Annotated in this window: 18 protein-coding genes and 1 pseudogene; 3 read left to right on the top strand and 16 right to left on the bottom strand. The window is 39.3% G+C overall.

The features are described from left to right. Positions 1 to 59: 59 nt before the first annotated feature. The 9 genes and pseudogenes from BMF77_RS13950 to BMF77_RS13900 form a co-directional block, all read right to left on the bottom strand. Positions 60 to 2,129, bottom strand: a complete 2,070-nt coding sequence (locus BMF77_RS13950; RefSeq protein ID WP_148763573.1) for a prolyl oligopeptidase family protein — start codon at positions 2,127 to 2,129, stop codon at positions 60 to 62. 167 nt (positions 2,130 to 2,296) lie between these two features. Then, positions 2,297 to 2,527 (bottom strand): annotated as a pseudogene (locus BMF77_RS13945) (LON peptidase substrate-binding domain-containing protein); the annotation flags it as partial. A gap of 537 nt (positions 2,528 to 3,064) precedes the next feature. Then, on the bottom strand, positions 3,065 to 3,382 hold the full coding sequence (gene rpsJ, locus BMF77_RS13930) for a 30S ribosomal protein S10 (RefSeq protein ID WP_015078100.1): 318 nt from the start codon (positions 3,380 to 3,382) through the stop codon (positions 3,065 to 3,067). A gap of 164 nt (positions 3,383 to 3,546) precedes the next feature. Then, positions 3,547 to 4,776, bottom strand: a complete 1,230-nt coding sequence (gene tuf, locus BMF77_RS13925) for an elongation factor Tu (RefSeq protein ID WP_148763569.1) — start codon at positions 4,774 to 4,776, stop codon at positions 3,547 to 3,549. Between the two features lie 22 nt (positions 4,777 to 4,798). Beyond that, a complete protein-coding gene (fusA, locus tag BMF77_RS13920) occupies positions 4,799 to 6,877 on the bottom strand; it encodes an elongation factor G (RefSeq protein WP_148763567.1) in 2,079 nt (692 codons plus the stop codon). Positions 6,878 to 7,055: 178 nt separating this feature from the next. Continuing rightward, the gene (gene rpsG / locus BMF77_RS13915) at positions 7,056 to 7,526 is read right to left on the bottom strand and encodes a 30S ribosomal protein S7 (protein ID WP_015078103.1); all 471 of its coding nucleotides are present in this window, start codon (positions 7,524 to 7,526) and stop codon (positions 7,056 to 7,058) included. A 381-nt stretch (positions 7,527 to 7,907) separates the two neighbouring features. Further along, positions 7,908 to 8,291, bottom strand: a complete 384-nt coding sequence (gene rpsL, locus BMF77_RS13910) for a 30S ribosomal protein S12 (RefSeq protein ID WP_015078104.1) — start codon at positions 8,289 to 8,291, stop codon at positions 7,908 to 7,910. A 51-nt stretch (positions 8,292 to 8,342) separates the two neighbouring features. After that, the gene (locus BMF77_RS13905) at positions 8,343 to 8,582 is read right to left on the bottom strand and encodes a hypothetical protein (RefSeq protein ID WP_168204435.1); all 240 of its coding nucleotides are present in this window, start codon (positions 8,580 to 8,582) and stop codon (positions 8,343 to 8,345) included. 3 nt (positions 8,583 to 8,585) lie between these two features. Then, positions 8,586 to 8,912 carry an iron-sulfur cluster assembly accessory protein gene (locus BMF77_RS13900; RefSeq protein WP_148763563.1) on the bottom strand — a complete coding sequence of 109 codons (327 nt, stop codon included), beginning with the start codon at positions 8,910 to 8,912 and terminating at the stop codon, positions 8,586 to 8,588. A 115-nt stretch (positions 8,913 to 9,027) separates the two neighbouring features. Between BMF77_RS13900 and BMF77_RS26735 the strand changes: the two genes are divergently transcribed. Further along, the gene (locus BMF77_RS26735) at positions 9,028 to 9,168 is read left to right on the top strand and encodes a hypothetical protein (protein ID WP_168204357.1); all 141 of its coding nucleotides are present in this window, start codon (positions 9,028 to 9,030) and stop codon (positions 9,166 to 9,168) included. Here the strand turns inward: BMF77_RS26735 and BMF77_RS13895 are convergent. Continuing rightward, positions 9,147 to 9,563, bottom strand: coding sequence for a cupin domain-containing protein (locus BMF77_RS13895; RefSeq protein WP_148766981.1), 417 nt, complete (start codon positions 9,561 to 9,563; stop codon positions 9,147 to 9,149). The genes BMF77_RS26735 and BMF77_RS13895 overlap by 22 nt on opposite strands. Before the next feature lie 234 nt (positions 9,564 to 9,797). After that, the gene (locus tag BMF77_RS13890) at positions 9,798 to 11,648 is read right to left on the bottom strand and encodes a phosphodiester glycosidase family protein (RefSeq protein ID WP_148763561.1); all 1,851 of its coding nucleotides are present in this window, start codon (positions 11,646 to 11,648) and stop codon (positions 9,798 to 9,800) included. A gap of 1,304 nt (positions 11,649 to 12,952) precedes the next feature. On the opposite strand from BMF77_RS13890, the gene gltB reads away from it, so the two are divergent. Then, a complete protein-coding gene (gltB, locus tag BMF77_RS13885; protein ID WP_148763559.1) occupies positions 12,953 to 17,644 on the top strand; it encodes a glutamate synthase large subunit in 4,692 nt (1,563 codons plus the stop codon). A gap of 616 nt (positions 17,645 to 18,260) precedes the next feature. On the opposite strand, the gene BMF77_RS13870 is transcribed toward gltB, so the two are convergent. The 3 genes from BMF77_RS13870 to BMF77_RS13860 form a co-directional block, all read right to left on the bottom strand. Beyond that, positions 18,261 to 19,208: a polysaccharide deacetylase family protein gene (locus BMF77_RS13870; protein WP_148763557.1), complete on the bottom strand. Its 948-nt coding sequence runs from the start codon at positions 19,206 to 19,208 to the stop codon at positions 18,261 to 18,263. A gap of 317 nt (positions 19,209 to 19,525) precedes the next feature. After that, positions 19,526 to 19,894 carry an EamA family transporter gene (locus BMF77_RS13865; protein ID WP_148763555.1) on the bottom strand — a complete coding sequence of 123 codons (369 nt, stop codon included), beginning with the start codon at positions 19,892 to 19,894 and terminating at the stop codon, positions 19,526 to 19,528. 83 nt (positions 19,895 to 19,977) lie between these two features. Beyond that, positions 19,978 to 20,922 carry a glycosyltransferase family 2 protein gene (locus BMF77_RS13860; RefSeq protein ID WP_148766979.1) on the bottom strand — a complete coding sequence of 315 codons (945 nt, stop codon included), beginning with the start codon at positions 20,920 to 20,922 and terminating at the stop codon, positions 19,978 to 19,980. 41 nt (positions 20,923 to 20,963) lie between these two features. Between BMF77_RS13860 and BMF77_RS13855 the strand changes: the two genes are divergently transcribed. After that, a complete protein-coding gene (locus BMF77_RS13855) occupies positions 20,964 to 22,496 on the top strand; it encodes a glycosyltransferase family 39 protein (protein ID WP_148763553.1) in 1,533 nt (510 codons plus the stop codon). An 88-nt stretch (positions 22,497 to 22,584) separates the two neighbouring features. On the opposite strand, the gene BMF77_RS13850 is transcribed toward BMF77_RS13855, so the two are convergent. After that, positions 22,585 to 23,829, bottom strand: a complete 1,245-nt coding sequence (locus BMF77_RS13850) for a glycosyltransferase family 39 protein (RefSeq protein WP_148763551.1) — start codon at positions 23,827 to 23,829, stop codon at positions 22,585 to 22,587. Further along, positions 23,826 to 25,406 carry a hypothetical protein gene (locus tag BMF77_RS13845; protein WP_233467032.1) on the bottom strand — a complete coding sequence of 527 codons (1,581 nt, stop codon included), beginning with the start codon at positions 25,404 to 25,406 and terminating at the stop codon, positions 23,826 to 23,828. Before BMF77_RS13845 ends, BMF77_RS13850 begins: the two co-directional genes overlap by 4 nt. Positions 25,407 to 25,494 lie beyond the last annotated feature (88 nt).

Here is a 25,494-nt window from a genome sequence, read left to right as displayed (position 1 = left end):
TACGTTTAAACAAGTATTGTATGTGCAGTAACTGAAAACTATCGGAAATTTATCTACCATTAAACATCAATCGCCAAAACGCGTACCAAAAAACCCCACTTATCTGCTGCTTCTTCAATAATTTTTGCTGTCGGTTTACCTGCACCATGTCCTGCTTTTATTTCAATTCTAATTAATACGGGTGCATTACCATTATGGGCTGCTTGTAAAGCCGCAGCAAATTTAAAACTATGGGCAGGAACAACACGATCATCATGATCTGCGGTAATAATTAAAGTTGGCGGATAAGCTATTCCCGGCTTTAAATTATGCAAAGGTGAATAAGCATACAAATTTGTAAATTCTGCCGCATTTTCTGAAGAACCATATTCAGCTACCCAAGCCCAACCAATAGTAAATTTATGGAAACGCAACATATCCATAACACCCACTGCGGGTAAGGCTGCACCAAACAAATCAGGGCGTTGTGTCATACAAGCACCCACCAATAAACCGCCGTTACTACCTCCACCAATTGCTAGTTTTGCAGGTTTAGTGTAATTATTAGCAATTAACCATTCAGCAGCAGTAATAAAATCATCAAAAACGTTTTGTTTTTTCTCTTTCATTCCTGCTTGATGCCATTCTTCCCCATATTCACCACCACCTCGCAAATTAGGAACAGCATACACTCCCCCCATTTCTAGCCATATTAATAAACTCACAGAAAAACTTGGTGTTAATGAGATATTAAAACCACCATATCCATAGAGATAAGTGGGATTATTGCCATCTAATTTAATTCCTTTTTTGTGGGTAATAAACATTGGCACTTTTGTACCATCTTTACTTTCATAAAAAACCTGTTTTGTCTCATATTCATCAGCATTGAAATCTACGTTTGGCTGCCGGAAAATTTCACTTTTACCCGTTTTCATGTCGTAATGGTAAATAGTTCCGGGAGTAGTAAAGCTGGTGAAACTATAAAATGTTTCTGTATCATGGCGTTTACCACCAAATCCACTTGCTGAACCAATTCCGGGTAATTCTACTTCTCGAATAAAATTCCCTTTGAGATCAAATATCTTGATTTGGCTATGGGCATCTTGCAGATAATCAGCGACAAATTGATTATTCAGAATACCAACACTTTCTAATGTTTCTACAGCTTGAGGAATAATTTCCTGACAATTTTCTGAAGTTGGTTTTTTAGTATCAATGGCAATAACTCTGCCTTTTGGGGCATTTAAATCTGTGCGAAAGTAGAAAATATGATCATCATTATCAATAAAGCTATAATCGGCTGCAAATTGGTTAATTAGTTCGATAATTTCAGAATTTAGATTTGTTAAATCTTTATAAAAAACTAAGTTTTTGGAGTCAGTTCCTAGCCAGATTGAAATTATCAAATATTTGCCATCTTCGGTGACGTTACCACCAAAACCCCATTCTTTTTCATCAGAACGATGATAAATTAAGATATCTTCTGATTGCTGTGTACCAAGTTTGTGATAATATAATTTTTGGTAATAATTTACATCTTCTAATTTGGTTTTTTCATTTGGTTCATCATAACGACTGTAGAAAAAACCTTGATGATCATGAGTCCAAGCAGCACCAGAAAATTTAATCCATTGTAAATGATCTTGTAGATCTTCACCTGTGGCAATATCTCTCACTTTCCATTCTTGCCAATCTGAACCAGAACTAGATAAACCATAAGCTAAAAGTTGACCATTTTCACTGATAGCAATTCCTGAAAGGGCAACTGTACCATCTTCTGAAAGTTGATTAGGGTCAAGTAATACTCTTGGTTCTGATTCTAAGGTTGGGAGAGTGTAGAGAACACTTTGATTTTGCAGTCCATCATTTTTGAAATAAAAGTAACTTTCACCTTCTTTAAAGGGAGTTCCATATTTTTCATAATCCCAAAGTTTGGTGAGACGCTGTTTTATTTTTTCCCTAGCAGGAATTTCATTTAAGTAGCTAAAAGTAACTTGATTTTGGGCTTCTACCCAAGCCTTTGTTTCTTCCGTATCCGGGTCTTCTAAGGCGCGGTAAGGGTCTGCAACCACAGTTCCGTGATAATTATCTATTTGATCACTTTTGCTAATGGTGGGATAGGTCAGGGGTTGTTGAGAGTTAGACATAAATTCAGGATAGATGGACTGTTATCTCTATCCTATAGCAATCAATTACCAGATTCAGATCCCCGACTTCTTAGAGAAGTCGGGGATCTTTAAAGATTAAGTAACGTTTTCCTTTATTCCATTTCATTAAACGTATCTTTGAGAACAGAACGCGCTGCTAAATGATTACGAGTAGAAGTGAGAATTTCCGCACAACAACCCACATTAGCAATTGTCCCCTTTGTGGGATCAATCATCAATACCCCAAATCGGCGATCGCTCTCCAAAATCGTATTCATCATGATTCTGTAGCGAAATTCAAAGATATGTAGAGGTAATGGTCTGGTCGGAAATAGAACCACTTCGGGTAATGGGAATAGAGGTAGTTCACGCACTGCAATTTTAGAAGAAGATGTCATTGTTAGTATTGTTAGTTAAGTATAAATTGTAGTCTTAAAATATTATATTCTTGCCTACTTTCTCTGTACTTTATTCATATTTTATCATGATGTTTTATAGCTAATAAAAAGCCCTGAGATAAATTGTCTCAGAGCTAATTGTCAGTTGTTCGTTGTTTTTCCTTCACTACTGACAACTGTACGGGCGAAGCATTTGGAGAACTATTTTTGGCAATGACCGATAATTTATCTTCCTAATGCTTCGCCCCTACTGACCACTGACAACTGTACGGGCGAAGCATTTGGAGAACTATTTTTGGCAATAACCGATAATTTATCTTCCAAATGCTTCGCCCCTACTAACAACTAACAACTGTACGGGCGAAGCATTTGGAGAACTATTTTTGGCAATAACCGATAATTTATCTTCCAAATGCTTCGCCCCTACTAACAACTAACAACTGTACGGGCGAAGCATTTGGAGAACTATTTTTGGCAATGACCGATAATTTATCTTCCTAATGCTTCGCCCCTACTGACCACTGACAAATGACAAATTTACAATTTGACTTCAATATCTACACCAGAAGGTAAATCTAGCTTCATGAGTGCATCAATGGTTTTAGAAGAAGGCTGGTAAATGTCAATAATCCGGCGATGGGTGCGGGTTTCAAAGTGTTCGCGGGAATCTTTATCTACGTGAGGCGATCGCAGTACGCAATATATCTTGCGTTTGGTGGGTAAAGGAATTGGTCCGATAGCTGTAGCGTTGGTACGGTTAGCTGTTTCAACAATCTTCTCGCAAGATGTATCTAATAAACGGCGGTCAAATGCCTTTAAACGAATTCTAATCTTCTGCTGCTGTAGAGTTGCCATTTTTAGTTTTCCAGGTTCGGTAAATTTTAGACTTTAGATTTTAGATTTTTAGATGTTAAATTCCATCCCAAATCTGAAATTTAAAATTGTTTATGGGAATAGAAAGGAGCAGAGATTATATAATTCATCTCTACTCCTTTTGAATAAGAGCAAAAAGGTGAGTGTTATTTCAAGATTTTAGCGACAACGCCAGCACCAATAGTCCGGCCACCTTCACGAATAGCGAAGCGCATACCTTGTTCAATAGCGATCGCATTGATCAATTCTACTGTTACCTTGATGTTATCGCCAGGCATAACCATTTCCACATCTGTACCTTCCCTATCGGTAAAGGCTTTGATTGTTCCAGTTACATCAGTTGTCCGCACATAGAACTGAGGACGATAACCCGCGAAAAATGGTGTTTTCCGACCGCCTTCTTTCTCAGTTAAAACGTAAACTTCACCTTCAAACTGAGTGTGAGGTTTAATTGTACCAGGTTTGGCAATTACCATACCCCGCTCAATGTCTTCTTTTTTGAGACCACGTAGTAGTACACCAGCGTTATCTCCAGCCATACCTTGATCAAGGCTCTTTTTGAACATCTCGATCCCAGTGACTGCGGTAGTCTTGGTATCTCTGATGCCAATTAGCTCAACTGTATCGCCAACCTTAACGATACCGCGTTCGATCCGTCCAGTAGCCACAGTCCCACGACCTGTGATGGTGAACACATCTTCCACAGCCATCAAGAATGGTTTATCCACATCCCTTTCAGGAGTAGGAATAGAAGCATCTACAGCATCCATCAACTCATAGATTTTGTCTACCCACTCATTTTCACCGCGCTGAGTTTTGGGATTAGCAATCATTGCTTCCAGAGCTTTCAGACCCGAACCCTTGATAATGGGAATATCATCACCGGGGAAATCATAAGCGGTCAGCAATTCCCGCAGTTCCATTTCTACCAATTCCATCAACTCTTCATCGTCCATCATGTCTTGTTTGTTCAAGAACACGACCAGACTAGGAACACCGACTTGTTTTGCCAAGAGGATGTGTTCACGAGTTTGGGGCATAGGACCATCCGTAGCCGCAACTACAAGGATGCCTCCATCCATTTGCGCTGCACCTGTGATCATGTTTTTCACATAGTCAGCGTGTCCAGGGCAATCTACGTGAGCATAGTGACGAGCAGTGGTTTCATACTCAACGTGAGCGGTATTGATTGTAATACCCCGAGCTTTTTCTTCTGGTGCATTATCAATTTGGTCGTAACCCTTACCCACCGCTTGACCATTAGCGGCCAAGGTCATGGTAATAGCTGCTGTTAAAGTAGTTTTGCCATGGTCAACGTGACCAACAGTACCGATATTAACGTGAGGTTTAGTTCTTTCAAACTTTGCGCGTGCCATGAATAATCGTTTCCTTTTTTAATTAAGCGTTCCCTTTACTTTTTGAGATGATTCCCTCAGCTACGCTGCGAGGCACCTCTTCGTAGGTACTAAATTCCATCGTAAAGATACCCCGACCTTGGGTTTTCGACCGGATATCAGTGGCATAACCAAACATGGTTGCCAGTGGAACTTTCGATACCACCTTTGCCAGTCCTTGTTCAGTGCTTTGGCTTTCAATCTGTCCTCTGCGGGAGATTAAGTCACCAATCACGTTACCGATGTAGTCTTCAGGTACTTCTACTTCAACTTTCATGATCGGCTCTAAGATCACCGGAGAGGCTTTTGATGCCGCTTCTTTCATTGCCATAGAACCGGCAATTTTGAAAGCCATTTCGGAAGAGTCTACGTCGTGATAAGAACCATGTATCAAGGTAGCTTTGACATCAATGAGTGGATATCCGGCTAAAATACCAGATTCACAACATTCTTTCATGCCCTGTTCCGCAGGTCCTACGTACTCTTTGGGGACAATCCCACCGACAATTTTAGAAACAAATACAAAACCTGTGCCTGGTTCTCCTGGTTCTAAGTTGATCACTACGTGACCGTATTGCCCCTTACCACCACTTTGGCGAATAAATTTACCATCAATTTTTTCGACGGCTTTGCGGATGGTTTCGCGGTAAGCCACTTGGGGCGCACCAACGTTTGCTTCTACTTTAAATTCCCGTAACATCCGATCTACAAGAATTTCTAGGTGCAATTCTCCCATGCCCGCAATCACGGTTTGGTTGGTTTCTGGATCAACACGCACCCGGAAGGTGGGGTCTTCTTCACTCAAAGATTGCAGTGCTTTGGAAAGCTTATCCATGTCGTTCTTGGTTTTGGGTTCAACCGCTACCGAGATCACAGGTTCAGGAATAAACAGGGATTCCAGAATTACTGGGAAACCTTCATCACAAAGGGTATCACCTGTCAAAGTATCTTTCAATCCTAAAGCAGCACCCAAGTCACCTGCCCTTAGTTCATCTACGTCTTGTCGGTCATCTGCTTTCATCAGCACTAACCGAGAGATCCGTTCTTTTTTATTCTTGCTGACGTTAAGAACGTAACTACCTTTCTTCAGCACACCAGAATAAACACGAACGAAGGTGAGGCGACCGTAAGGATCAGCCATAATCTTAAATGCCAACGCTGATAATGGTTCGTTATCATCAGCATGACGTTCTACGGGATCACCGTTGAGCAGTGTGCCTTGAATTGGTGGCACTTCCAGTGGTGATGGTAGATAATCTATCACCGCATCCAACATCAATTGCACGCCTTTGTTCTTAAAGGCTGAACCGCAAAGCACTGGGACTATTGTTCCAGCAATTGTTCCTTTGCGGAGGGCAGTACAGATTTCTGCTTCTGTCAGTTCTTCGCCCTCAAAGTACTTATTCATCAGCACATCACTAGTTTCTGATACTGCTTCTACCAACTTGATGCGGTATTCGGCGGCTTTTTCGGCTAGTTCAGCGGGAATTTCTACTGTTTGGATATCAGTTCCTTGGTCGTTTGTGTACATATATGCACACATTTTCACCAAGTCAATAATCCCCTTAAATTCAGTTTCACTACCGATAGGCAGTTGAATAGCGATCGCATTAGCTCGCAAGCGATCGACCATTTGGTCATGCACTCTATAGAAGTTCGCACCGGTGCGATCCATCTTGTTAATAAAGGCAATGCGAGGGACTTTATAGCGGTCTGCTTGTCGCCATACTGTTTCTGATTGGGGTTGAACACCACCTACGGAACAAAATACAGCGATTACACCATCTAATACTCGCATGGAACGCTCAACTTCAATGGTGAAGTCCACGTGACCGGGAGTATCAATAATGTTAATTTGATGATCATTCCAACTGGTACTAATGGCAGCAGCAGTGATGGTAATTCCCCGCTCCCGTTCTTGTTCCATCCAGTCTGTAACGGCTGTTCCTTCGTGAACTTCGCCAATTTTATGAATGATCCCAGAGTAAAATAATATTCTCTCTGTTGTCGTTGTTTTGCCCGCATCTATATGCGCCGCAATACCGATATTGCGTACTTTCTCTAGCGGGTTCGTGCGTGCCACAGTTACCTCCTAACGTTGTCGCCTCATGATATCTTGTATATTACTCTTTGTTAAGATTCTATACTTTTACGGAAAACCGTCTTTTTTTGTTAGCCTAGCTAGGCAGTTGCCTTTTTGGGCATTAGCTATAAATTCTACGATATACCGCACACGAGAAGACGATATATCGTTTTTCTAGTTAGTAACGATAATGTGCAAACGCTTTGTTCGCTTCCGCCATCCGATGTGTTTCTTCGCGCTTACGAATAGCACTACCAGTTTCATTCGCTGCATCCATTAATTCATTAGCCAATCTTCCGGCCATGGTTCTACCTGGACGTTGGCGAGAATACTGAACTAACCACCGCAATGCTAGGGTAGTACCGCGATCTGTACGCACTTCCATTGGTACTTGGTAAGTTGCTCCACCAACGCGGCGAGCTTTAACTTCTACTAATGGTGTCGCATTACGCACCGCTTTTTCAAAAGTTTCTAATGGACTTCCACCAGTACGTTCTTCAATAGTTTTCAAAGCGTCATAAACTATTCTTGCGGCAATTGATTTTTTGCCATGACGCATGATCCGGCGCATCATCATGCTGATAAGGCGACTATTATACACTGAGTCAGGCGGGACTGTGCGCCTTTGACTAACACCACGACGAGACATACTTCATCCTTGAATACGGAATTTGACCACGAAATTATATGCTATCAGAACACAGGAGACTAAGAGCGGTTTATTTAGCCGCTGATTTTTCCTGTGTTATCCTTTATGGCTTGAGCCATGCTATCGCTATCAGTTGAGAGGAGGCTGAATTAATTCACTTATTATCTGCTACCAGACACAGAAGACGACAACGTAATCAACTTTAAAATTTAGATTAAAGTGCTGTTATCGTTGACAAGATTATTTTCTCCAAACTCATACAACTTGTTTTTATGCCAGATCCAGTTTGATTTTCTGAAAAAAAATTCGTTACTGCTGGTTTATTACGCAGTTTGCAGGGAGGACGATTAACCGTATTTAACGCGATTAACCGCCGCTTACCTATTTTTTACCTGCTTTTGGGAGCTTAGTTCCATATTTGGAACGGCCTTGTTTGCGGTCTTTAACTCCGGCTGTATCTAATGTGCCACGAATAATGTGGTATCTAACTCCGGGCAAGTCTTTGACCCGACCACCACGAATCATAACTACGGAATGTTCTTGTAAGTTATGACCGATACCTGGGATGTAAGCTGTTACTTCAAATCCAGAGGTAAGTCTTACCCTGGCTACCTTGCGGAGTGCTGAGTTAGGCTTTTTAGGTGTAGTTGTGTATACTCTGGTGCAAACGCCTCGCCGTTGCGGGCATTGCTTCAGAGCAGGGGACTTGGTTTTTTGACGCGCTAGTTCGCGCTCACTACGTATTAGCTGCTGTATTGTTGGCATGAGTTACAGCGCGTGAAGCTGCTTTATGATCTAAGTTTTAACAAATCCTGATTATATCTTTTTTTTTGATTTTCTGTCAATCATTTTGAGAGGGAACAGGGGAAGTTGGGGAAGTTGGGGAAGTTGGGGAAGTTGGGGAAGTTGGGGAAGTTGGGGAAGTTGGGGAAGTTGGGGAAGTTGGGGAAGTTGGGGAAGTTGGGGGGGAGAAAGAATTTTCCCAATGACCAATGACCAATGACCAATGACCAATGACCAATGACCAATGACCAATGACCAATGACCAATGACCAATGACTACTGACTAATAGAGAAAGAATTGCCACAGTTACAGGTGGATGTTGCTTGGGGATTATGAAAGCGAAAACCGCCACCTGTCAAATCTTCTGAATAATCTAGTGATAACCCAGTGATGTAATTTAGGCTTTCTGGGTCTATAACTACGCGAATATCATCCAACGCTAAAACCCGATCTTGAAATTGGACTGTGGTATCAAAAGCCAGATCGTAAAACAAATCAGCACAACCTCCAGATTTGACTCGCAAGCGAAATAAGGTATCTGATGGTTGTTTAGATTTTAAGCGCCCGATTTCATTAATGGCTGCTGGACTCAAATGAATCATGGAATTTTCTTATTAGTCAGTGGTCAGTAGGGGCGAAGCATTTGCAAGATAAATTATCGGTCATTGCCAAAAATAGTTCTCCAAATGCTTCGCCCGTAAAGTGGTCAGTTGTTAGTTGAAGCATTTGGAAGATAAATTATCGGTCATTGCCAAAAATAGTTCTCCAAATGCTTCGCCCGTACAGTTGTCAGTGGTCAGTTGTAAAAGAATATTTCTCTCCCCCTGCTCCCCTGCCTACTTTTCCGAACGGGCATAATCATCTTGATAGCGAATAATATCATCTTCTCCGAGATATTCGCCATTTTGGACTTCAATCAAAATTAAGGGAATTACACCGGGATTTTCTAACCGATGAGTTGTACATTGGGGAACATAAGTAGATTGATTATTGCTTAGTAAAATTTCTTGATCACCACAAACTACCTTAGCTGTACCGGAAACAACAATCCAGTGTTCACTGCGGTGGTGGTGCATTTGTAAACTGAGGCGATGTCCGGGCTTGACTTCAATTCGCTTAATTTTATATCCACGCCCTTCTTCCAAGACTGTGAACGAACCCCACGGACGTAATTCACCAGCAGCAATACTTCTAGAATTAATTGTTGGTTGCAGAGTGAGAGTATTTGGGGCAGTTTCTGATAATTTAGCCATAGTTACCTCAATTGGAGACATAACAAACCTGTTTTTAGTGGGAACAGTTGATGGAAAAGGGGGCCAGATTTAGCCACTTTGATAAAGATAGCAAAACTCACCATTGACTGGTAAAGTCCCTTGCTTAAAGTAATATGTCCACACAAAGTCTTCATCAAAAAATAATCTCTTTTGTTGGTGGTCAGTTGTCAGTTGTCAGTGGTTAGTGGTCAGTTGTCAGTTGTTAAAAATTCTCTATTGCCTCTTTGGTGATATAAAAAGCCCAATCCCATTGTGAACACGGGCTGCTGTATTGGGGGAACGGTCAAGTAACTGACCGCCTAAATAAAGACTGGTAGAACTACCACCATCTAAATTTAAAGCATTGATACAACCCATTGTTTGCATTAATTTTGCTTGTTCCTCCAAGGTTGGACCACCACCACCAGCCCGATTATGTACAGCAGCAATCATCAGATTACCTCTGGAAGTAGTACAAATACTGCTACGAACTGCTTGACCTTTCATAAAAGCAGGGCTGAATGTTTCTGCTGGTCCGTCCAGGACTATTTGCCGATTTTGGACTAATAGGGGACCTGCACCCATAATGTGGGGGTAGCGACTAAATTCAGGTGTGGTGGTGTTGCTGGTAAGGGAAACTTTTGTCCCCATGGGTAATTGTGGTGTCTGATTGCGGAAGATGAGGAGATAACCATTTTGGGGAATGGGAATAGCAGTTATACCACTTTTATCACCTGCTAACTGATTAATTACTTGATTGTTTTCGACAACTACGATAATTTCATTATCAGCTAAAGGTGTATAAGTATTTCCCCATACTGGAGTATAACGAGCAATACCGCGTTGGACATAGCCAGTATTCAGTAAGGAAATGGGTAAACGTTGATTATTGTTGGTAATTAAGGTTTCTGTGAGGGTCAGCCGACCAAAATAAAATTGTCCGTTATTATTCCAAGCGATCGCTCCCCGGTTGAGAATTGGACCGGATATCCATTGATTATCTCGCCGAATTGCCCCTAAAGGTAATTTATTATTGCGGTTAAAATAACCACCATTAATTGCGGCTACTGCTAAGTAATTTTGAGCAGTTAGCAACAAAGGGGCAGTCCCAGTTAATGTTTGCGGATTAGTTAATATAGGCTTAATGCTTAATCCTATAGCACGAGGGTTAATATCTAGCCAAACCACAGGAAAGCGATCTGTTCCTAAAGTTACCAACTGCTGTCGCCATTGTAATCCCTGCGCCCAAGCAATAGTTTTTTCTACCATTGCATCAGGTTGAATATCAATAACTAAGCGATTTGGTTGGGGAATAGTGCTAACTTGTAGAGACTGACCAAAGGGAACGCTCAACCGGACAATTGTTTGATTATTCACCACTTCCACTTTTTGAATTATTGATGCGGGAATAGGCGGTGTAGTGGGTTGAGAGTTATAGCGTTGTATTAAAGCCGGATCAGCAGTACCATCTAGGGTGAGAGTCCATTCTCGATTGGGTGGTGTGGTAGATTTAGGGATAATCTCATCAGGATCTACTACTTTTTTAACTGGTAATTCTTGTCGAATTTGCCAAGGGGTCGCTATATCTAAATCGAGGACAACTCTATCTCCTTTTGGTTGTTTACCGAGACGGATATTTTTCAGTTGAGAAGGGGGAGTAGAAATTACTAAAGTGCTACCATTAGCTTGAATTTGCCATTTAGCTGTTTGGGCTAATTGAGTAATATCTAAATAGCGATATCCTTCGCTGAGATTAGTATTGAGAATGGGGGGATTTGTCAAGCCAGAAAACCACTGTACTGGTTGTTTGCCAGGATTACTACTATTGAGTAAATCTATCCCCATTAATTGCTTAACTGCGCCATCACTCAGATAAGTTTGTCCTTTAACGGTGGTTGCTGTTGGTTGTAACCATGCTCCTGGTAAGGTGCGTCCATTGAGAATAATTTGATTACCAGCACTAACGGCACTGGGAACGGGAGTTGGTAAACTAGGAGTATTTTCAGCAAATACCCTATAAGTAGCAGTCAAACACAGCGCTGTTGACAGTAGCGGTAACACAGAATTGAGTATTTTCAGAATCATAAAACCTCGCGGTAAGCGGGAAACTCAGTGGCTTGGCTCCCTGAGAGGGATGGTTCGACGCAGCTCACCAGCCGGGACACGAGCGGTTTTAACCGCAGTGGTATTTTATGCTAAAATGAGATTGTGAGTAGGAATAACTATCTACGTGTTGAAACATCCTAGTATCGGAGAAATCCCGGCTTCCGTGAAACAACGGTTAGGTTTAAGTCCTAACGGCAGTAGGACGAGAAAGAGCGATTAATGGCAGGTTGTGGAGCGTACCGGATCTTGGCTGAGTGATGGCCTCTGAAAGCACCAAAATGATAAAAGTAGCTAGAAACCTAAGCTGGACTTAGAGTAACTAAGTAGGCGTTGTTTGACGAACGCAGCGAGAATTAGACTTTGGGTACTCCCTAATCTCAATCTGTCAGCAGAATCTCAGCAGCTAAAGCCTCTGAGAGTGTCAATGACTCGGTATTTGGGAACGTGATTATGCAAAACCCAGCGATTAGAAATCGCGGCTACGCAGGCAAAACCCACCTTCGTGGGTTAAAAACCTTGATTTTTCATTAGTCCACGTATCCCTTAGGAGACCGCAGGAATAGGTGGACTTCGTTTGTGTAGTAGCGAATTATATTCGCCATAAACTTTTCAAACATCCTCTAACGAAAATTTATCAGAAAATTTAAAAAATAATTATCTTTTTTAGAAATAACCGTGATAATATTTATTTTGGGTCTTTGTCTCTTGTTCAGAGTAGCAAACAATTATCGTGCTAAAAATACTAGCTAAAATTGTTTTAAATAATACAAATCACTTAGAGACTGCCATGATACTGTTAGGGGTTAAAGGTGAAATTCGCACACCCTATCCTCATCTCTAAAATTTTGGATTTTGGGGTTTGAATCTAAAATCTAAAGTTCCTGTGGTTGCCAAGGAATAAACAGCCAAAATACAGGAAAAAACAGATATATTTTAGGAATTGTCAAATGGGCATATAGTGAAAATAGACTAATTTTGGTGAACTATCAGTATCAGCCAAGAATAGGAATAAGCAAGTATGGTGTAAGCCATCAGCAAAAAAACTGCAAACTTCAAAACGATTGAATTTACAGGTTCTTCTGGATTAAGGTAGTTTTTTAACAGTGCATAAACAAATAAAAAATAAATAGGCATTGGTAGCACAGCTTTGACTAAATGTCAAGCTAAAATTGTTATCCCTAAACTTTGGTAATTATGTATTTTTTATCCAGTGCCAAAACTGAGAAAATTTCCCTCTAAGCAGTAATAACAACATCTGTACCTCAACATTTCAGGAATAGAGTATGAATCATCAACCATCAAATCAGGGTCAGCAAATTACAGTGTCAGATACTAATTTTCCAGATACATATCCAGGACAAAAGTGGCTAGTAGAAGAAAGGGATGCTTGTGGAGTCGGGTTTATTACCCATCGTCAAAATATTGCCAGTCATGAAATTCTGGCTAAAGCCTTAACTGCTTTAACTTGCTTAGAACATAGAGGTGGTTGTAGTGCTGACCAAGATTCTGGTGATGGTGCGGGGATATTAACAGCGATTCCTTGGGAATTATTAGCACAGGAAAATAGTAATGCAATTGATTTTTCTCATCTGAGTAATATGGCTGTGGGGATGATATTTTTTCCCCAAGACGCAACAGCCGCCAAAGCTGCTAAAACTGCATTTGAGCAAATCGCAGCAGAAGAAAAATTAAATATACTGGGCTGGCGAGTAGTTCCAGTGTGTCCAGAAGTATTAGGGGTGCAAGCTAAAGAAAATCAACCCCAAATAGAACAGGTGATAATTGATTGTGCTGATAAAAACGGTGATGAACTAGAAAGAGAATTGTATATTGCCAGTAAACGCATTATGCAAGCGGGAAGAAGAATTTCTGAAGATTTCTACATCTGTTCCTTGTCTAGCCGGACAATTGTTTATAAAGGCATGGTGCGTTCCGCTGTCTTGGGGGATTTTTACGAAGATCTCAAAAATCCGGCTTTTAAAGTGGCATTTGCGGTATATCATCGCCGATTTAGTACCAATACCATGCCTAAATGGCCTTTAGCCCAACCCATGCGGCTATTAGGTCACAATGGAGAAATTAATACCCTATTGGGGAATATTAATTGGATGATGGCACGGGAAGCTACCCTTAGTCATCCGATTTGGGAAGATAGGTTTGACGAACTCAAGCCATTGGTAAACGTTAATAATAGCGATTCCGCTACTTTAGACAATGTACTAGAGTTATTGGTGCGTTCGGGACGCAGCCCCTTAGAAGGGTTAATGATGATGGTTCCTGAAGCTTATAAAAATCAACCTTCCTTGGCTGAATATCCCGAAATTGTGGATTTTTATGAATATTACAGCGGGTTGCAAGAATCATGGGATGGACCTGCACTGTTAGTATTTAGCGATGGTAAAAAAGTTGGGGCGACATTAGACCGCAATGGTTTAAGACCTGCACGTTATGTCATTACCAAAGATGATTATATCGTTGTTGCGTCCGAAGCTGGAGTTGTAGATTTCCCGGAAGAGAATATTCTCGAAAAAGGTAGACTTGGCCCTGGACAAATGATTGCGGTGGATTTAAATACCCAGGAAATTCTCAAGAACTGGGAAATTAAACAACGCATTGCTAAACAGCATCCCTATGGGGAATGGTTGCAACAGCATCGCCAAGAATTGAGTAAATTAGTGAAGGGTCAGTCTGTAGTTAATGGTAACGGTAATGGCAATGGTAATGGGCATTTGTCAACGAACAACGAACAACTGACCACTGACAAAATTGATCCCCAAGTTTTATTACAACAGCAAATTGCCTTTGGCTACACCATAGAAGATGTGGAAATGGTGATTCACCCCATGGCCAGCACTGGTGCAGAAGCAACTTTCTGTATGGGAGATGATATTCCTTTAGCGGTATTGTCAGAAAAATCCCATTTGCTGTATGACTATTTTAAACAGCGATTTGCTCAAGTTACCAATCCAGCGATTGACCCTTTACGGGAAAAGTTGGTGATGTCTCTGACGGTGGAATTGGGTGAAAAGGGGAATTTATTAGAACCCAAGCCAGAATACGCCCGCAGACTCAAGTTGGAGTCTCCTGTACTGACTCAAACAGAGTTGGAAACTATTAAGTTGTCAGGATTTGCAACGGCTGAATTGTCAACTTTATTCCCCATAGCCACAGGCCCAAATGGTTTAAAAACGGCTGTGGAATCTTTGCAAAAACAAGCTGCGGAATCGGTACGGGCTGGTGCGAAGATGCTCATATTAAGCGACAGAACAGGTACAGGCTTGGCTGCTGAATATACCTATATTCCCCCTTTATTAGCCATTGGTGCGGTTCATCATCACTTAATCCGTGAAGGGTTACGGATGAAAACATCCTTAATTGTAGATACAGCCCAATGTTGGAGTACCCATCATTTTGCTTGTTTGTTGGGTTATGGTGCGGGTGCAGTTTGTGCTTACATGGCTTTAGATACTGTAACTGCTTGGTGGCATGAACCTAAAACTCAGCAGTTTATGACTAGGGGCAAAATTGCCACTTTGACTTTAAACCAAGCCAGAGAAAATTATCGCAAAGCTATAGAATCGGGTTTGCTGAAAATTCTCTCGAAGATGGGTATTTCTCTACTTTCCAGTTATCAAGCAGCGCAAATATTTGAAGCTATTGGAATTGGTGGTGATTTATTAGCTTTGGGTTTCCGGGGGACAACTTCCCGCATTGGTGGTTTAAGTGTGAGTGAGTTGGCACAAGAGGTGCTATCTTTCCACAGTAAGGCTTTCCCAGAATTGACGGCGAAGAAGTTGGAAAACTTAGGTTTTGTGCAATACCGTCCCGGTGGTGAATACCACATGAATAGCCCAGAATTAGCGAAGTCGCTGCATAAGGCTGTCAATGGTAAGCAGTATGACCATTATGAGGTTTATAAACAACATCTGCAAAATCGTCCGGTGACGGCGTTGCGTGATTTGCTAGACTTCCACAGCGAGCGCTCATCAATTCCAATAGAAGAGGTAGAGTCAGTTAGTAATATTGTTAAACGTTTCTGTACCGGGGGAATGTCTTTAGGGGCGTTATCACGAGAAGCACATGAAACTTTAGCGATCGCCATGAATCGCATTGGTGGTAAATCTAATTCTGGTGAAGGTGGAGAAGATCCGGTTCGTTACAATGTTTTAAATGATGTGGATACGGCTGGTAAATCTGCGACGCTTCCTCATCTCAATGGATTAAAAAATGGTGACACGGCTGCAAGTGCCATTAGACAAATTGCATCGGGACGGTTCGGCGTTACTCCCCAATACTTAGCTACAGCCCAACAATTAGAAATCAAAATTGCCCAAGGTGCAAAACCAGGAGAAGGTGGACAGTTACCAGGACCCAAGGTAAGCCCCTATATTGCCATGTTGCGCCGTTCTAAGCCCGGTGTGACTTTGATTTCCCCACCACCGCACCATGATATTTATTCCATTGAAGATTTAGCCCAGTTAATTTTTGACTTGCACCAAATTAACCCGAAAGCCCAAGTTTCGGTGAAATTGGTCGCAGAAATTGGAATTGGGACAATTGCGGCAGGTGTGGCTAAAGCTAACGCCGATATTATCCAAATTTCCGGTCATGATGGTGGTACTGGTGCATCACCGCTTTCTTCGATTAAACACGCAGGTAGTCCCTGGGAACTGGGTTTAACAGAAGTACATCGGGTCTTGATGGAAAATAGGTTGCGCGATCGCGTCATCTTGCGTGTAGATGGTGGTCTGAAAAGCGGCTGGGATGTCCTGATTGGGGCGTTAATGGGGGCGGAGGAGTTTGGGTTTGGTTCGATAGCCATGATTGCGGAAGGCTGCATTATGGCGCGGATTTGCCATACTAATAATTGTCCTGTGGGGATAGCTTCTCAGAAGGAAGAATTGCGGAAACGGTTTACCGGCATTCCTGAACACGTTGTCAACTTCTTCTACTTCATTGCGGAAGAGGTGCGGAGTCTGTTGGCTAAATTGGGATATCGTTCTTTATCAGAAGTAATTGGCCGCGCTGATTTGTTAACGGTGCGTTCTGAAGTCAAACTGAATAAAACCCAAGCTTTGAATTTGGATTGTTTAACTAAACTACCAGACACAAAAACTAATCGTAGTTGGTTAGTACATGAAGAAGTTCACAGCAATGGACCAGTGTTGGATGATCAGTTACTAGCAGATGCAGATATTCAAACGGCAATTAAGAGAAATGGCACAGTTAGTAAAACCGTTACCGTCGTCAATACCGATAGAACCGTCGGTACAAGGTTAACGGGAGCGATCGCATCTCGACATGGTGACAACGGCTTTACAGGGCAAATAAACCTGAATTTCCACGGTAGTGTGGGGCAAAGCTTCGGCGCATTTAACCTCGATGGTGTGATTCTCAACCTGGTAGGGGAAGCTAACGACTATGTAGGGAAGGGAATGAACGGTGGGGAAATTATTATTCAGCCCCCAGCAAATGCCACTTATGACCCAGCAGAAAACGTGATTGTGGGGAATACCTGCCTTTATGGGGCGACAGGTGGGGCGTTATTTGCCAATGGTTTAGCTGGAGAACGGTTTGCGGTGCGGAACTCTAAAGGTACAGCCGTGATTGAAGGGGCTGGTGATCATTGCTGCGAGTATATGACTGGTGGTGTGATTGTTGTTCTGGGTAAGGTTGGCCGCAACGTGGGTGCAGGAATGACCGGCGGTTTAGCTTATTTCCTTGATGAAGTCGGTAATTTCCCTGATTTTGTCAATCATGCCATTGTCAAGGTGCAACGAGTTGTAAGTGATGTGGGCAGACAACAATTGTATGATCTCATTAAAACTCACGAGCGTCGCACTGGTTCACCTAAAGCCCAGGAAATTATCGCCAATTGGGCAGAATATTTACCTAAGTTCTGGCAATTAGTACCACCTTCTGAAGCTGATAGTCCCGAAGCAAAAACTGAGGAAAAACAGTTAAGTTCTGTGTAATTTGTCTGAATCAGGATTTACAAGATTTGAGGATTTGCAGGATTGAATTAATTAAATACTTTGTTTGTATTTATTCTGTTCATCCTTGAATCCTTTTTTTTGTCTGAATCAGGATTTACAGGATTTAAGGATTTACAGGATTTAATGAAATACTTTGTTTGTATTCATTCTGTTTATTCTTTAATTCTTTTTTGTCTGAATCAGGATTTGCAGGATTTAAGGATTTACAGGATTTAATTAAATACTTTGTTTGTATTTATCCTGTTTATTCTTTAATTCTTTTTTTGTCTGAATCAGGATTTACAGGATTTAAGGATTTACAGAATTTAATTAGAGGGTGTTTGAAAAGTTTTGAATGTATAGACTGACCCCTCTCCAAACCTCTCCCCTTGCAGGGGAGAGGCTTTAAAACCCCCATTCCCTTGCAGGGAAGGGGGGTAGGGGGGTTAGGTTTTTGGAGATTACTGGTTTGATATAATACTTTTCAAACAACCTCTTAAATACTTTGTTTGTATTCATTCTGTTTATTCTTTAATCGGTGGTTATCCTGAATCAGACCTTTTCTGTATTTATCCTCTTCATCCTTTAATCCTGGGTATCCTGATTCAGACATTCTTTAAGGCTTCTTGGGTTTTTGAGGTTTTTGAGATTTTGTTTTATTGTGGGCAACTAAGTGTGGATATTGATCTTGCATTTCTAACAGTTCGGGAACAGTGACAAATTCATAACCCTGTTTACGGAACTTGCTAATGATTTCAGGTAAGGCTGTGACAGTATGAGAGCGATCGCCACCACCATCGTGCATTAACACAATTCCACCAGGTTTAGCTTCCCTAAATATATTGTTAATTAATCTTGGTATACCAGGACGAGCATAGTCCATGGAATCAGCAGACCACATAATAATGGCATATTTATTACTTTTGGCGTAAGCTGCCACCCCATTACTCATAATCCCTCCTGGTGGCCGGAACAGTCTGGTTTTCACCCCTGTAGTTTGATAAATGATGTCTCCTGTATTAGCAACTTCGTAAGCCGCTGCCTGGGCATTCATGTGATGATACCAATGATGCCAGGTATGGTTAGCGATAATATGACCTTCTGCAACTACCCGTTTTGTTAAGTCAGGATAAGTTTTGACATTTTGTCCAACAACAAAGAATGTGCCTTTGATCTTATTTTTTTTGAGAATATCTAATACTTTTGCCGTACTATGAGGCCAAGGTCCATCATCAAACGTTAAGGCAATAACTTTTTTTCCTGGAGGAAGTTTAGCTTCGCTAATCACAATCCCTTGGAAGTTAGATGGTACATCAGTAGCAAACCCTTTGGCTTGTGCTTCTTGTTGCCAACTGGTGAGCATTTCTGTTTTAAATTCCTCTAACCGCTGCTGAGTTTTGACATTAGCAGCAATATCTTTGTTTTTAACAATGACGTTTTGGTTTTGAGCATCAGAGATTTTGGCTTTGAATAGAATCATCAAAGCGATGCTTAAAGTACCAGTTAGTCCAATTAATCCAATTAATATTCCCTGCGTTCCCAAAAATGACTTATTATTTTCCACAGTGTAACTCCTTCAAGGGGTGAGCAACCAATGATGGTAGTGATGGCTCTGACGGTAGGTTATAACACATTTTTCTAAAAATTGAGGATGTATTTAGGTATTCACGTATATTGTGTCGCTTGGACTCATGATTTACTATTAAAGAAAAAGTTATTTTTTCCTCAATGTCATGAGTAGTTAGATGATAATTAACTGAATATAGTTTCTCACTTGTGAATGATATTTGGTAGTTACGTTAGCTACTATTCTAGCCTTGAGCGGAGATATTTTTATCACCGATTGATAACTTTTCAATGTTAGTTTATTTTGTCTTGAGTTTATTTTTTCCAAACTACTAATATCACCCCAGTGACAATCAAACCTAATCCAAAAACACGGGTTAAAAAAATAGGTTCTTTTAAAACAAAGTACCCCAGGAATACAGAAAATATATAACCAACTGATACGGCTGGTGCAGCAACACTCAGATTGACTCTGGTTAGTAGTAAGATATAGGCTACTGCACCAATACCATAACAGGTTAATCCTAATAAAAGTTCCGGGATGGTGATCATGTTGAGAATGAGACTAATAATATTCCCTCCATGCACTTTACCTAATTTGATTGCTCCCATTTTTAAAGAAAATTGTCCTGCTACACTGATGAGGACGGAGATTAACAGTAAAATAAATTCTGGTATTGACACTGAATATTACCTTAACTTTATTGATTGAATATTATGCTTTGCTGCCATACCTTTGCCTCAAAATCAAACCAGATTTTTATATTTCAGGTTTTTGTAAACCCTCCAGTTTCTTTTAATGTATAAAGAGGACGACCTTTTACTTCTTCGTATATTCGGCCAATGTATTCACCTAAAATCCCAATACAAATTAATTGAACTGAACCTAAGAAAAACATGGAAATTGTAATTAATGTGTAACCAATTAAGTGAGATACTGGGGCAAAGATTCGCCAATAAAGCACTAATATTATCATAATCATAGCGATCGCAGCGGAGATAATCCCTAAGTAGGTTGCTAGTCGTAAAGGAACTGTGGAAAAAGAGATAATACCATCAATTGCTAAAGATAAAGATTTACCAAAGGTATATTTTACATCTCCTGCAAAGCGAGGGTTTCTTTCAAAAAGTACAGAGGTTTGTCGAAAACCTACCCAAGCACGTAAACCGCGAATGTAGCGATTGCGTTCAGGCATAGAATTCAATATATCTACTACTTGTCTATCCATTAAGCAAAAATCTCCTGTATCCACAGGAATATCAACTTTAGCCAAGCGTCGAAGAATGCGATAAAAAAGATATGCTGTCAAGCGTTTTAGTCGGCTTTCTTGTTGACGAGATATTCTTTGAGCATATACTACTTGATATCCTTGATGCCATTTTTCGAGCATTGTTAAAATTAGTTCTGGTGGATCTTGGAGATCGGCATCCATAACAATGATACATTTGCCTTGGACAAAGTTCAAACCAGCGGTAACGGCGATTTGATGCCCAAAATTCCGGGCTAGACTGAGGTAATGGACTCGATTATCACGATGATGTAATTCGCGCATCATATTTAAAGAGCGATCGCGGCTACCATCATCAATTAAAATTAGTTCAACATCTCCGTCTAACTGCTCCATGACATGATGTAACCTACGATACATCTCAGTGATATTTTCTTCTTCGTTATAAATGGGGATAACTAGGGAGTAGATAGGCTGATTCATCATCATAATTAATAATTAAGTTTATTTAACATTTAATAATAATGCGTTCATTCTCACAAAAAGAATACTTTTTCGGCTTACTTTTGGCATCTTTAATTTTATGGTTGATAGGTTTGGGTAATTTACCTTTACGAGATTGGGATGAAGGCACTTATGCTATAGTCGCTAGAGAAATTTACCGCACGGGTAACTGGCTTTATCCTACTATACAAGGAGATCCTTTTTTATTAAAACCACCTTTAATGCAATGGTTAATTGCTATTTGCTATCACATAGGAGGAGTGCAGGAGTTTACGACCAGATTTCCGGGAGCATTTTTAACAGCTTTAGGAGTTCCTTTACTTTACTTAATTGGATGTTTGGCTTTTAGAGAAAATTTACCAGCTTTATGTTCAGCTTTGGTTTATTTAACATTATTGCCTGTTGTCCGTCATGGTAGATTGGCAATGTTAGATGGGATGACTATTTCCTTTTTCTTATTATTATTATTTTGTGTTCTCAAAGCGCGTCATGATAAAAAATATGCTCTTGGTATCGGGTTTTGTTTGGGTTTAATTACTCTCACAAAGGGAATGTTGGTGGTAGTTTTGGCAGGAATAGCAGGTTTATTTATTCTTGCTAATAAACAATTAGCATTATTAAAAAATCCATTTTTATGGATAGGAATGCTGTTAGGGAATTTCCCTGCTATTGCTTGGTATTTTGCCCAATGGCAACATTATGGCAATATTTTCTTAGAAGTGCATTTTCAATCTCAAGCTTTTGATAGACTGGGAAAAGCTGTGGAAGGGAATACTGGTCCGGTTTGGTATTATTTACTTGAAGTCATAAAATATGGTTTTCCCTGGTTATTGTTTTTGCCAGGAGGTTTATATTTAAGTTGGAAAAACCGTGATACTGCTTGGGGTTGTTTAACTCTGATTGGCACAATTGTTTATTTTGCCATAGTTTCTTTAATGGGAACGAAATTACCTTGGTATATTATGCCAGTATATCCATTTTTAGCTTTAGCAATTGGGGCTAATTTAAGTTATATTTGGCAGGGTGGGAAGTTTAGAAGTAAGTTTTTGACGGGATTTCTCGGATTTTTAATTATTGTTGGTTTAGCGGGTTGTGTTTATTTCATTATGTTTGATAAACAGCCATTGTTAATTGTTATGAGTATTATTTTAGCAATAACTATGGTAATAACATCATGGTTAATTAATCAGCATAATCGGCAATTTATTTCTGTTTTATTGACGGGAATGTATTTAGTTTTAGCACTATTGATGAGTTCTCAATCATGGATTTGGGAGTTAAATGAAAAATTTCCTGTTGTCCCAGTGGCAACATTAATTAAGGATAATGTGCCACCAGGAACACAGATTTATACTTCTTTTCCTGATAGTCGTCCTAGTTTAGACTTTTATAGTGATTGTAAAATTATTCCTGCATCTATTGCCGATTTACAGGATAAGTTTGTTCATAAATCTTATTTGTTGGTGGATAATGAGAATTTGCAGAAAATGAATTTAAAGCAGAGTAAAATCATAGGGGAAGCCAAGGGTTTTAACTTGATTACCACTAATTAATTTTACCAAGTAGCCATATTTTTTACTGCTTTGTAAATAAATAAACTTTGGTTTCACCATTAATTAAAATAAGTTTTTAGTTGATACTCTAAGCCACCCAAAGATCCCGCGCAAAACGCACGGAGAAGTGTCCTAACAAGATGGCAAAAAAGTACATAATTGGGTATCCCCAACGAGGATAACGTTCAAGTAATAAACCAAATGCTATTGACAGCGATATAATACCATAAGCGTAGCGTTCCGCAGATGCTGTAATCCCCGTATTTAAAATTAATGCCAAGGAAGAAAACCCATAAACAACCGTAACCAGGGGAATTTTATTCCGTGATAACCATAGTAAATAAATCCCACCAAAAACCAGTATTATTTTAAATATTTCATCACCAGTTAATAACCAAAGCAATAGCCATAAAAAATATAATCCATAACGGAATTTCCTATTACCTAGTTTCAGGCGAAAGTGCCATAACAAACAGCCACAAATAATAATTATTAAGAATAACAATGGATGTAAAGGCTCTTTAATATAGCCAAACTCCCAATTAGTAAAACCTACCGTAATTTGCATTAGCATTTTCCACCAACCCTGCAAAGCAAAACCTGTTGCATCACCACGCCATGCTTTTTGTGCATGAATGAAAGCTAAAGCATCACCAAATTTAAGTTGACAATAAAGACTATAAAGAATAATACCTAAACCAGTAGTTAAACTGGCAATATAGGCTTTTATGTCTCTATTCTCTTTCCAAGAAACAAACAGAAAAGCTGGTATTAGTGCCACTCCTGGTACTCGTGTGGCAGTAGATAATACACCCCAAAAAGCTGCCCAAATATATTGTTTTTTTTCAAAAGCTCTTAATGCGGCTATGGTACACAATAAAAATAGCCCTTCAGTGTAAATTACGGTTCCATAGAGGGAATAAGGACACCATGCTAAGGTCGCTGTTGCCCATCTGGCTGGTTTTTGACCATAAAGTTCCTCTACCCAAAAATAAAGTACAATTAAGGCTGATAAAAATGCTATGTTGTTCACCAAAGTGCTGGCAACTTTAAAAGGTAAACCAATAGTCATTACCGCACGAGTTAATAATGGAAATAAAGGAAAAAATGCTACTGTATGAATTTGCTTGACATCACTAGAAAAATCATAACCAGAAGTCACAATTTTCTCATACCAAGAACTATCCCATGCGTGTAAAACATCCCAACTAAATGTGACAGCTATACCATTTTCTGGGACTGGAATTAAAGGGGCAATTATTAACATAGCAACTAATATTAGAAGTCTGCTAGATAGCCACATTGCAATGGGAAACTTATAATTTTTTCTCATAATGATTGTTTGGAAACAGAATATAAATAATATTGCTCATCATAATTAAAGCCTTTTTTAAATTCCTTAATAGGAGAAATCTTTAATTCAGGATGATTAATTTTTAATGGGCTGTTTAAAATCAAAAGGATAGGTTTTGATTGTTTTTTAATAATTTGGCTAAGTTGGCTTAAAATTTCCCCATGATCAACTTCTTGACGTTGAGTAGTAAATAAGACAAAACTACTTATCTTTTGTATTTCTGGATAATAAATCTTGCGATTAATATAACCAGAAATGGGGGACATTGTATAATCTCTACTACCGACAATAGAAATATCATTTAAATTATCTTTATATTGCTCTTTAATATATACAGATGTTTCCTTACTAGATGAAAAAGGAATAATCATGTCTCTACTAAAAGCAAATATTCCTCCTGCCATTTGCACATATAAAATGAACATAATCACAGGTAAATAATAAGGTTTTGTCCATTTAATAGCTTGGATAATATGAGTTTTCAAACTGCGGGGAAATAATTGTAAAAATAAAGATGTTTTAGAATAATAACTAGAAAGCCAAAGGCATACAATCAGTAAAATGTATAAATGTCCATAATGACGTGGAGCGCCTATAAATTTAATGTATGTGAAAACAAGAATTTCAATTGTTCCAAAGCAGTATAGAAAAAGAATAATCGGTTTTTTGATAAATGATATTGTAAAAAATCCGAAAAATGCTAATGAAATAATGGAAAAGAAAAATAGGCTTAATTGTTGAGATTCACCTGGAACTAGAATAATAATATAACTATTCCAGATTCTGGCTAAAGTTTTAGTCAAGTGGTTAAAATCAAAGTTTAATGTAACTCCTGATAAACCTCCAGCTAAGTTACTATCTTGAGGAGGAATCAGTTGAATCAAGGAGATAGTAATTCCAGCTAAAACAATTAAACTACTTAAAATAATATCATATTTCTTAGCTAAAAGGTTTTGATTTAAAGGTGTTTGTAAAATGTACTCTAATGCGAGAGTTATGCTGAATGCAAAAGCTAATAATAAACAATAAGCGTTTGAATTAGCCATTAAAAATAAAATTATTGCAAGTTTAAGATAACTCTGTTTTCGGGTAGGATAGATAGTACAGAATAAAAAACATAATAATAACCCAATTGCATAATTTCTACTAATTAATAAATATTCATAAAAAGGAATATATCCCAAACAAAATAACAACTTTTGTGAATAATTAAATGGTGAATATCGGGTAAATAAATAAACAGATGCTGTAGCTAAACATAGATGAAATATTTGCATAATCACAGGGTTACTTGTGATTTGTTTTAAAATACTTAAACAAATATACCAAACAAAAGGATGTCCTTCATAATGAATGTTATGAAATAATTCAGATAATGATTGACTATCTCTAACAATAAGCCAAACATTTAATTCATCGCGCCACATAGCATGATTAAGAATAGCAGGTAAGCCAATTAGAAAAAATAAAGTAGTGAAAATATTACTAAAAAAAATGCTGTTTTGAGTGAGTTTTTCCCAATAAAAATTTATATTTCTGAATAAACCTATAGTCATTATTTTTCTTTCCATATAACTTGATAATTTAATTTTTACGTATTATCTTACTAACCTAGTAAAATTTACCATACTTTGGTTGAATCTC

Origin of the sequence: Dolichospermum sp. UHCC 0315A (genome assembly GCF_008121535.1) — a bacterium.
Lineage (GTDB): Bacteria > Cyanobacteriota > Cyanobacteriia > Cyanobacteriales > Nostocaceae > Dolichospermum > Dolichospermum lemmermannii.
The sequence above is the reverse complement of the archived record's forward strand: the minus strand, read 5'-3'. Positions and strand labels throughout refer to the sequence as shown.

Bases quoted from the DNA above. Each gene is read 5' to 3' on its own strand.
- BMF77_RS13950 (WP_148763573.1), bottom strand. From the start codon at position 2,129: ATGTCTAACTCTCAACAACCCCTGACCTATCCCACCATTAGCAAAAGT.
- rpsJ (WP_015078100.1), bottom strand. From the start codon at position 3,382: ATGGCAACTCTACAGCAGCAGAAGATTAGAATTCGTTTAAAGGCATTT.
- tuf (WP_148763569.1), bottom strand. From the start codon at position 4,776: ATGGCACGCGCAAAGTTTGAAAGAACTAAACCTCACGTTAATATCGGT.
- rpsG (WP_015078103.1), bottom strand. From the start codon at position 7,526: ATGTCTCGTCGTGGTGTTAGTCAAAGGCGCACAGTCCCGCCTGACTCA.
- rpsL (WP_015078104.1), bottom strand. From the start codon at position 8,291: ATGCCAACAATACAGCAGCTAATACGTAGTGAGCGCGAACTAGCGCGT.
- BMF77_RS13900 (WP_148763563.1), bottom strand. From the start codon at position 8,912: ATGATTCATTTGAGTCCAGCAGCCATTAATGAAATCGGGCGCTTAAAA.
- BMF77_RS13895 (WP_148766981.1), bottom strand. From the start codon at position 9,563: ATGGCTAAATTATCAGAAACTGCCCCAAATACTCTCACTCTGCAACCA.
- BMF77_RS13890 (WP_148763561.1), bottom strand. From the start codon at position 11,648: ATGATTCTGAAAATACTCAATTCTGTGTTACCGCTACTGTCAACAGCG.
- gltB (WP_148763559.1), top strand. From the start codon at position 12,953: ATGAATCATCAACCATCAAATCAGGGTCAGCAAATTACAGTGTCAGAT.
- BMF77_RS13860 (WP_148766979.1), bottom strand. From the start codon at position 20,922: ATGAATCAGCCTATCTACTCCCTAGTTATCCCCATTTATAACGAAGAA.
- BMF77_RS13855 (WP_148763553.1), top strand. From the start codon at position 20,964: ATGCGTTCATTCTCACAAAAAGAATACTTTTTCGGCTTACTTTTGGCA.
- BMF77_RS13850 (WP_148763551.1), bottom strand. From the start codon at position 23,829: ATGAGAAAAAATTATAAGTTTCCCATTGCAATGTGGCTATCTAGCAGA.
- BMF77_RS13845 (WP_233467032.1), bottom strand. From the start codon at position 25,406: ATGACTATAGGTTTATTCAGAAATATAAATTTTTATTGGGAAAAACTC.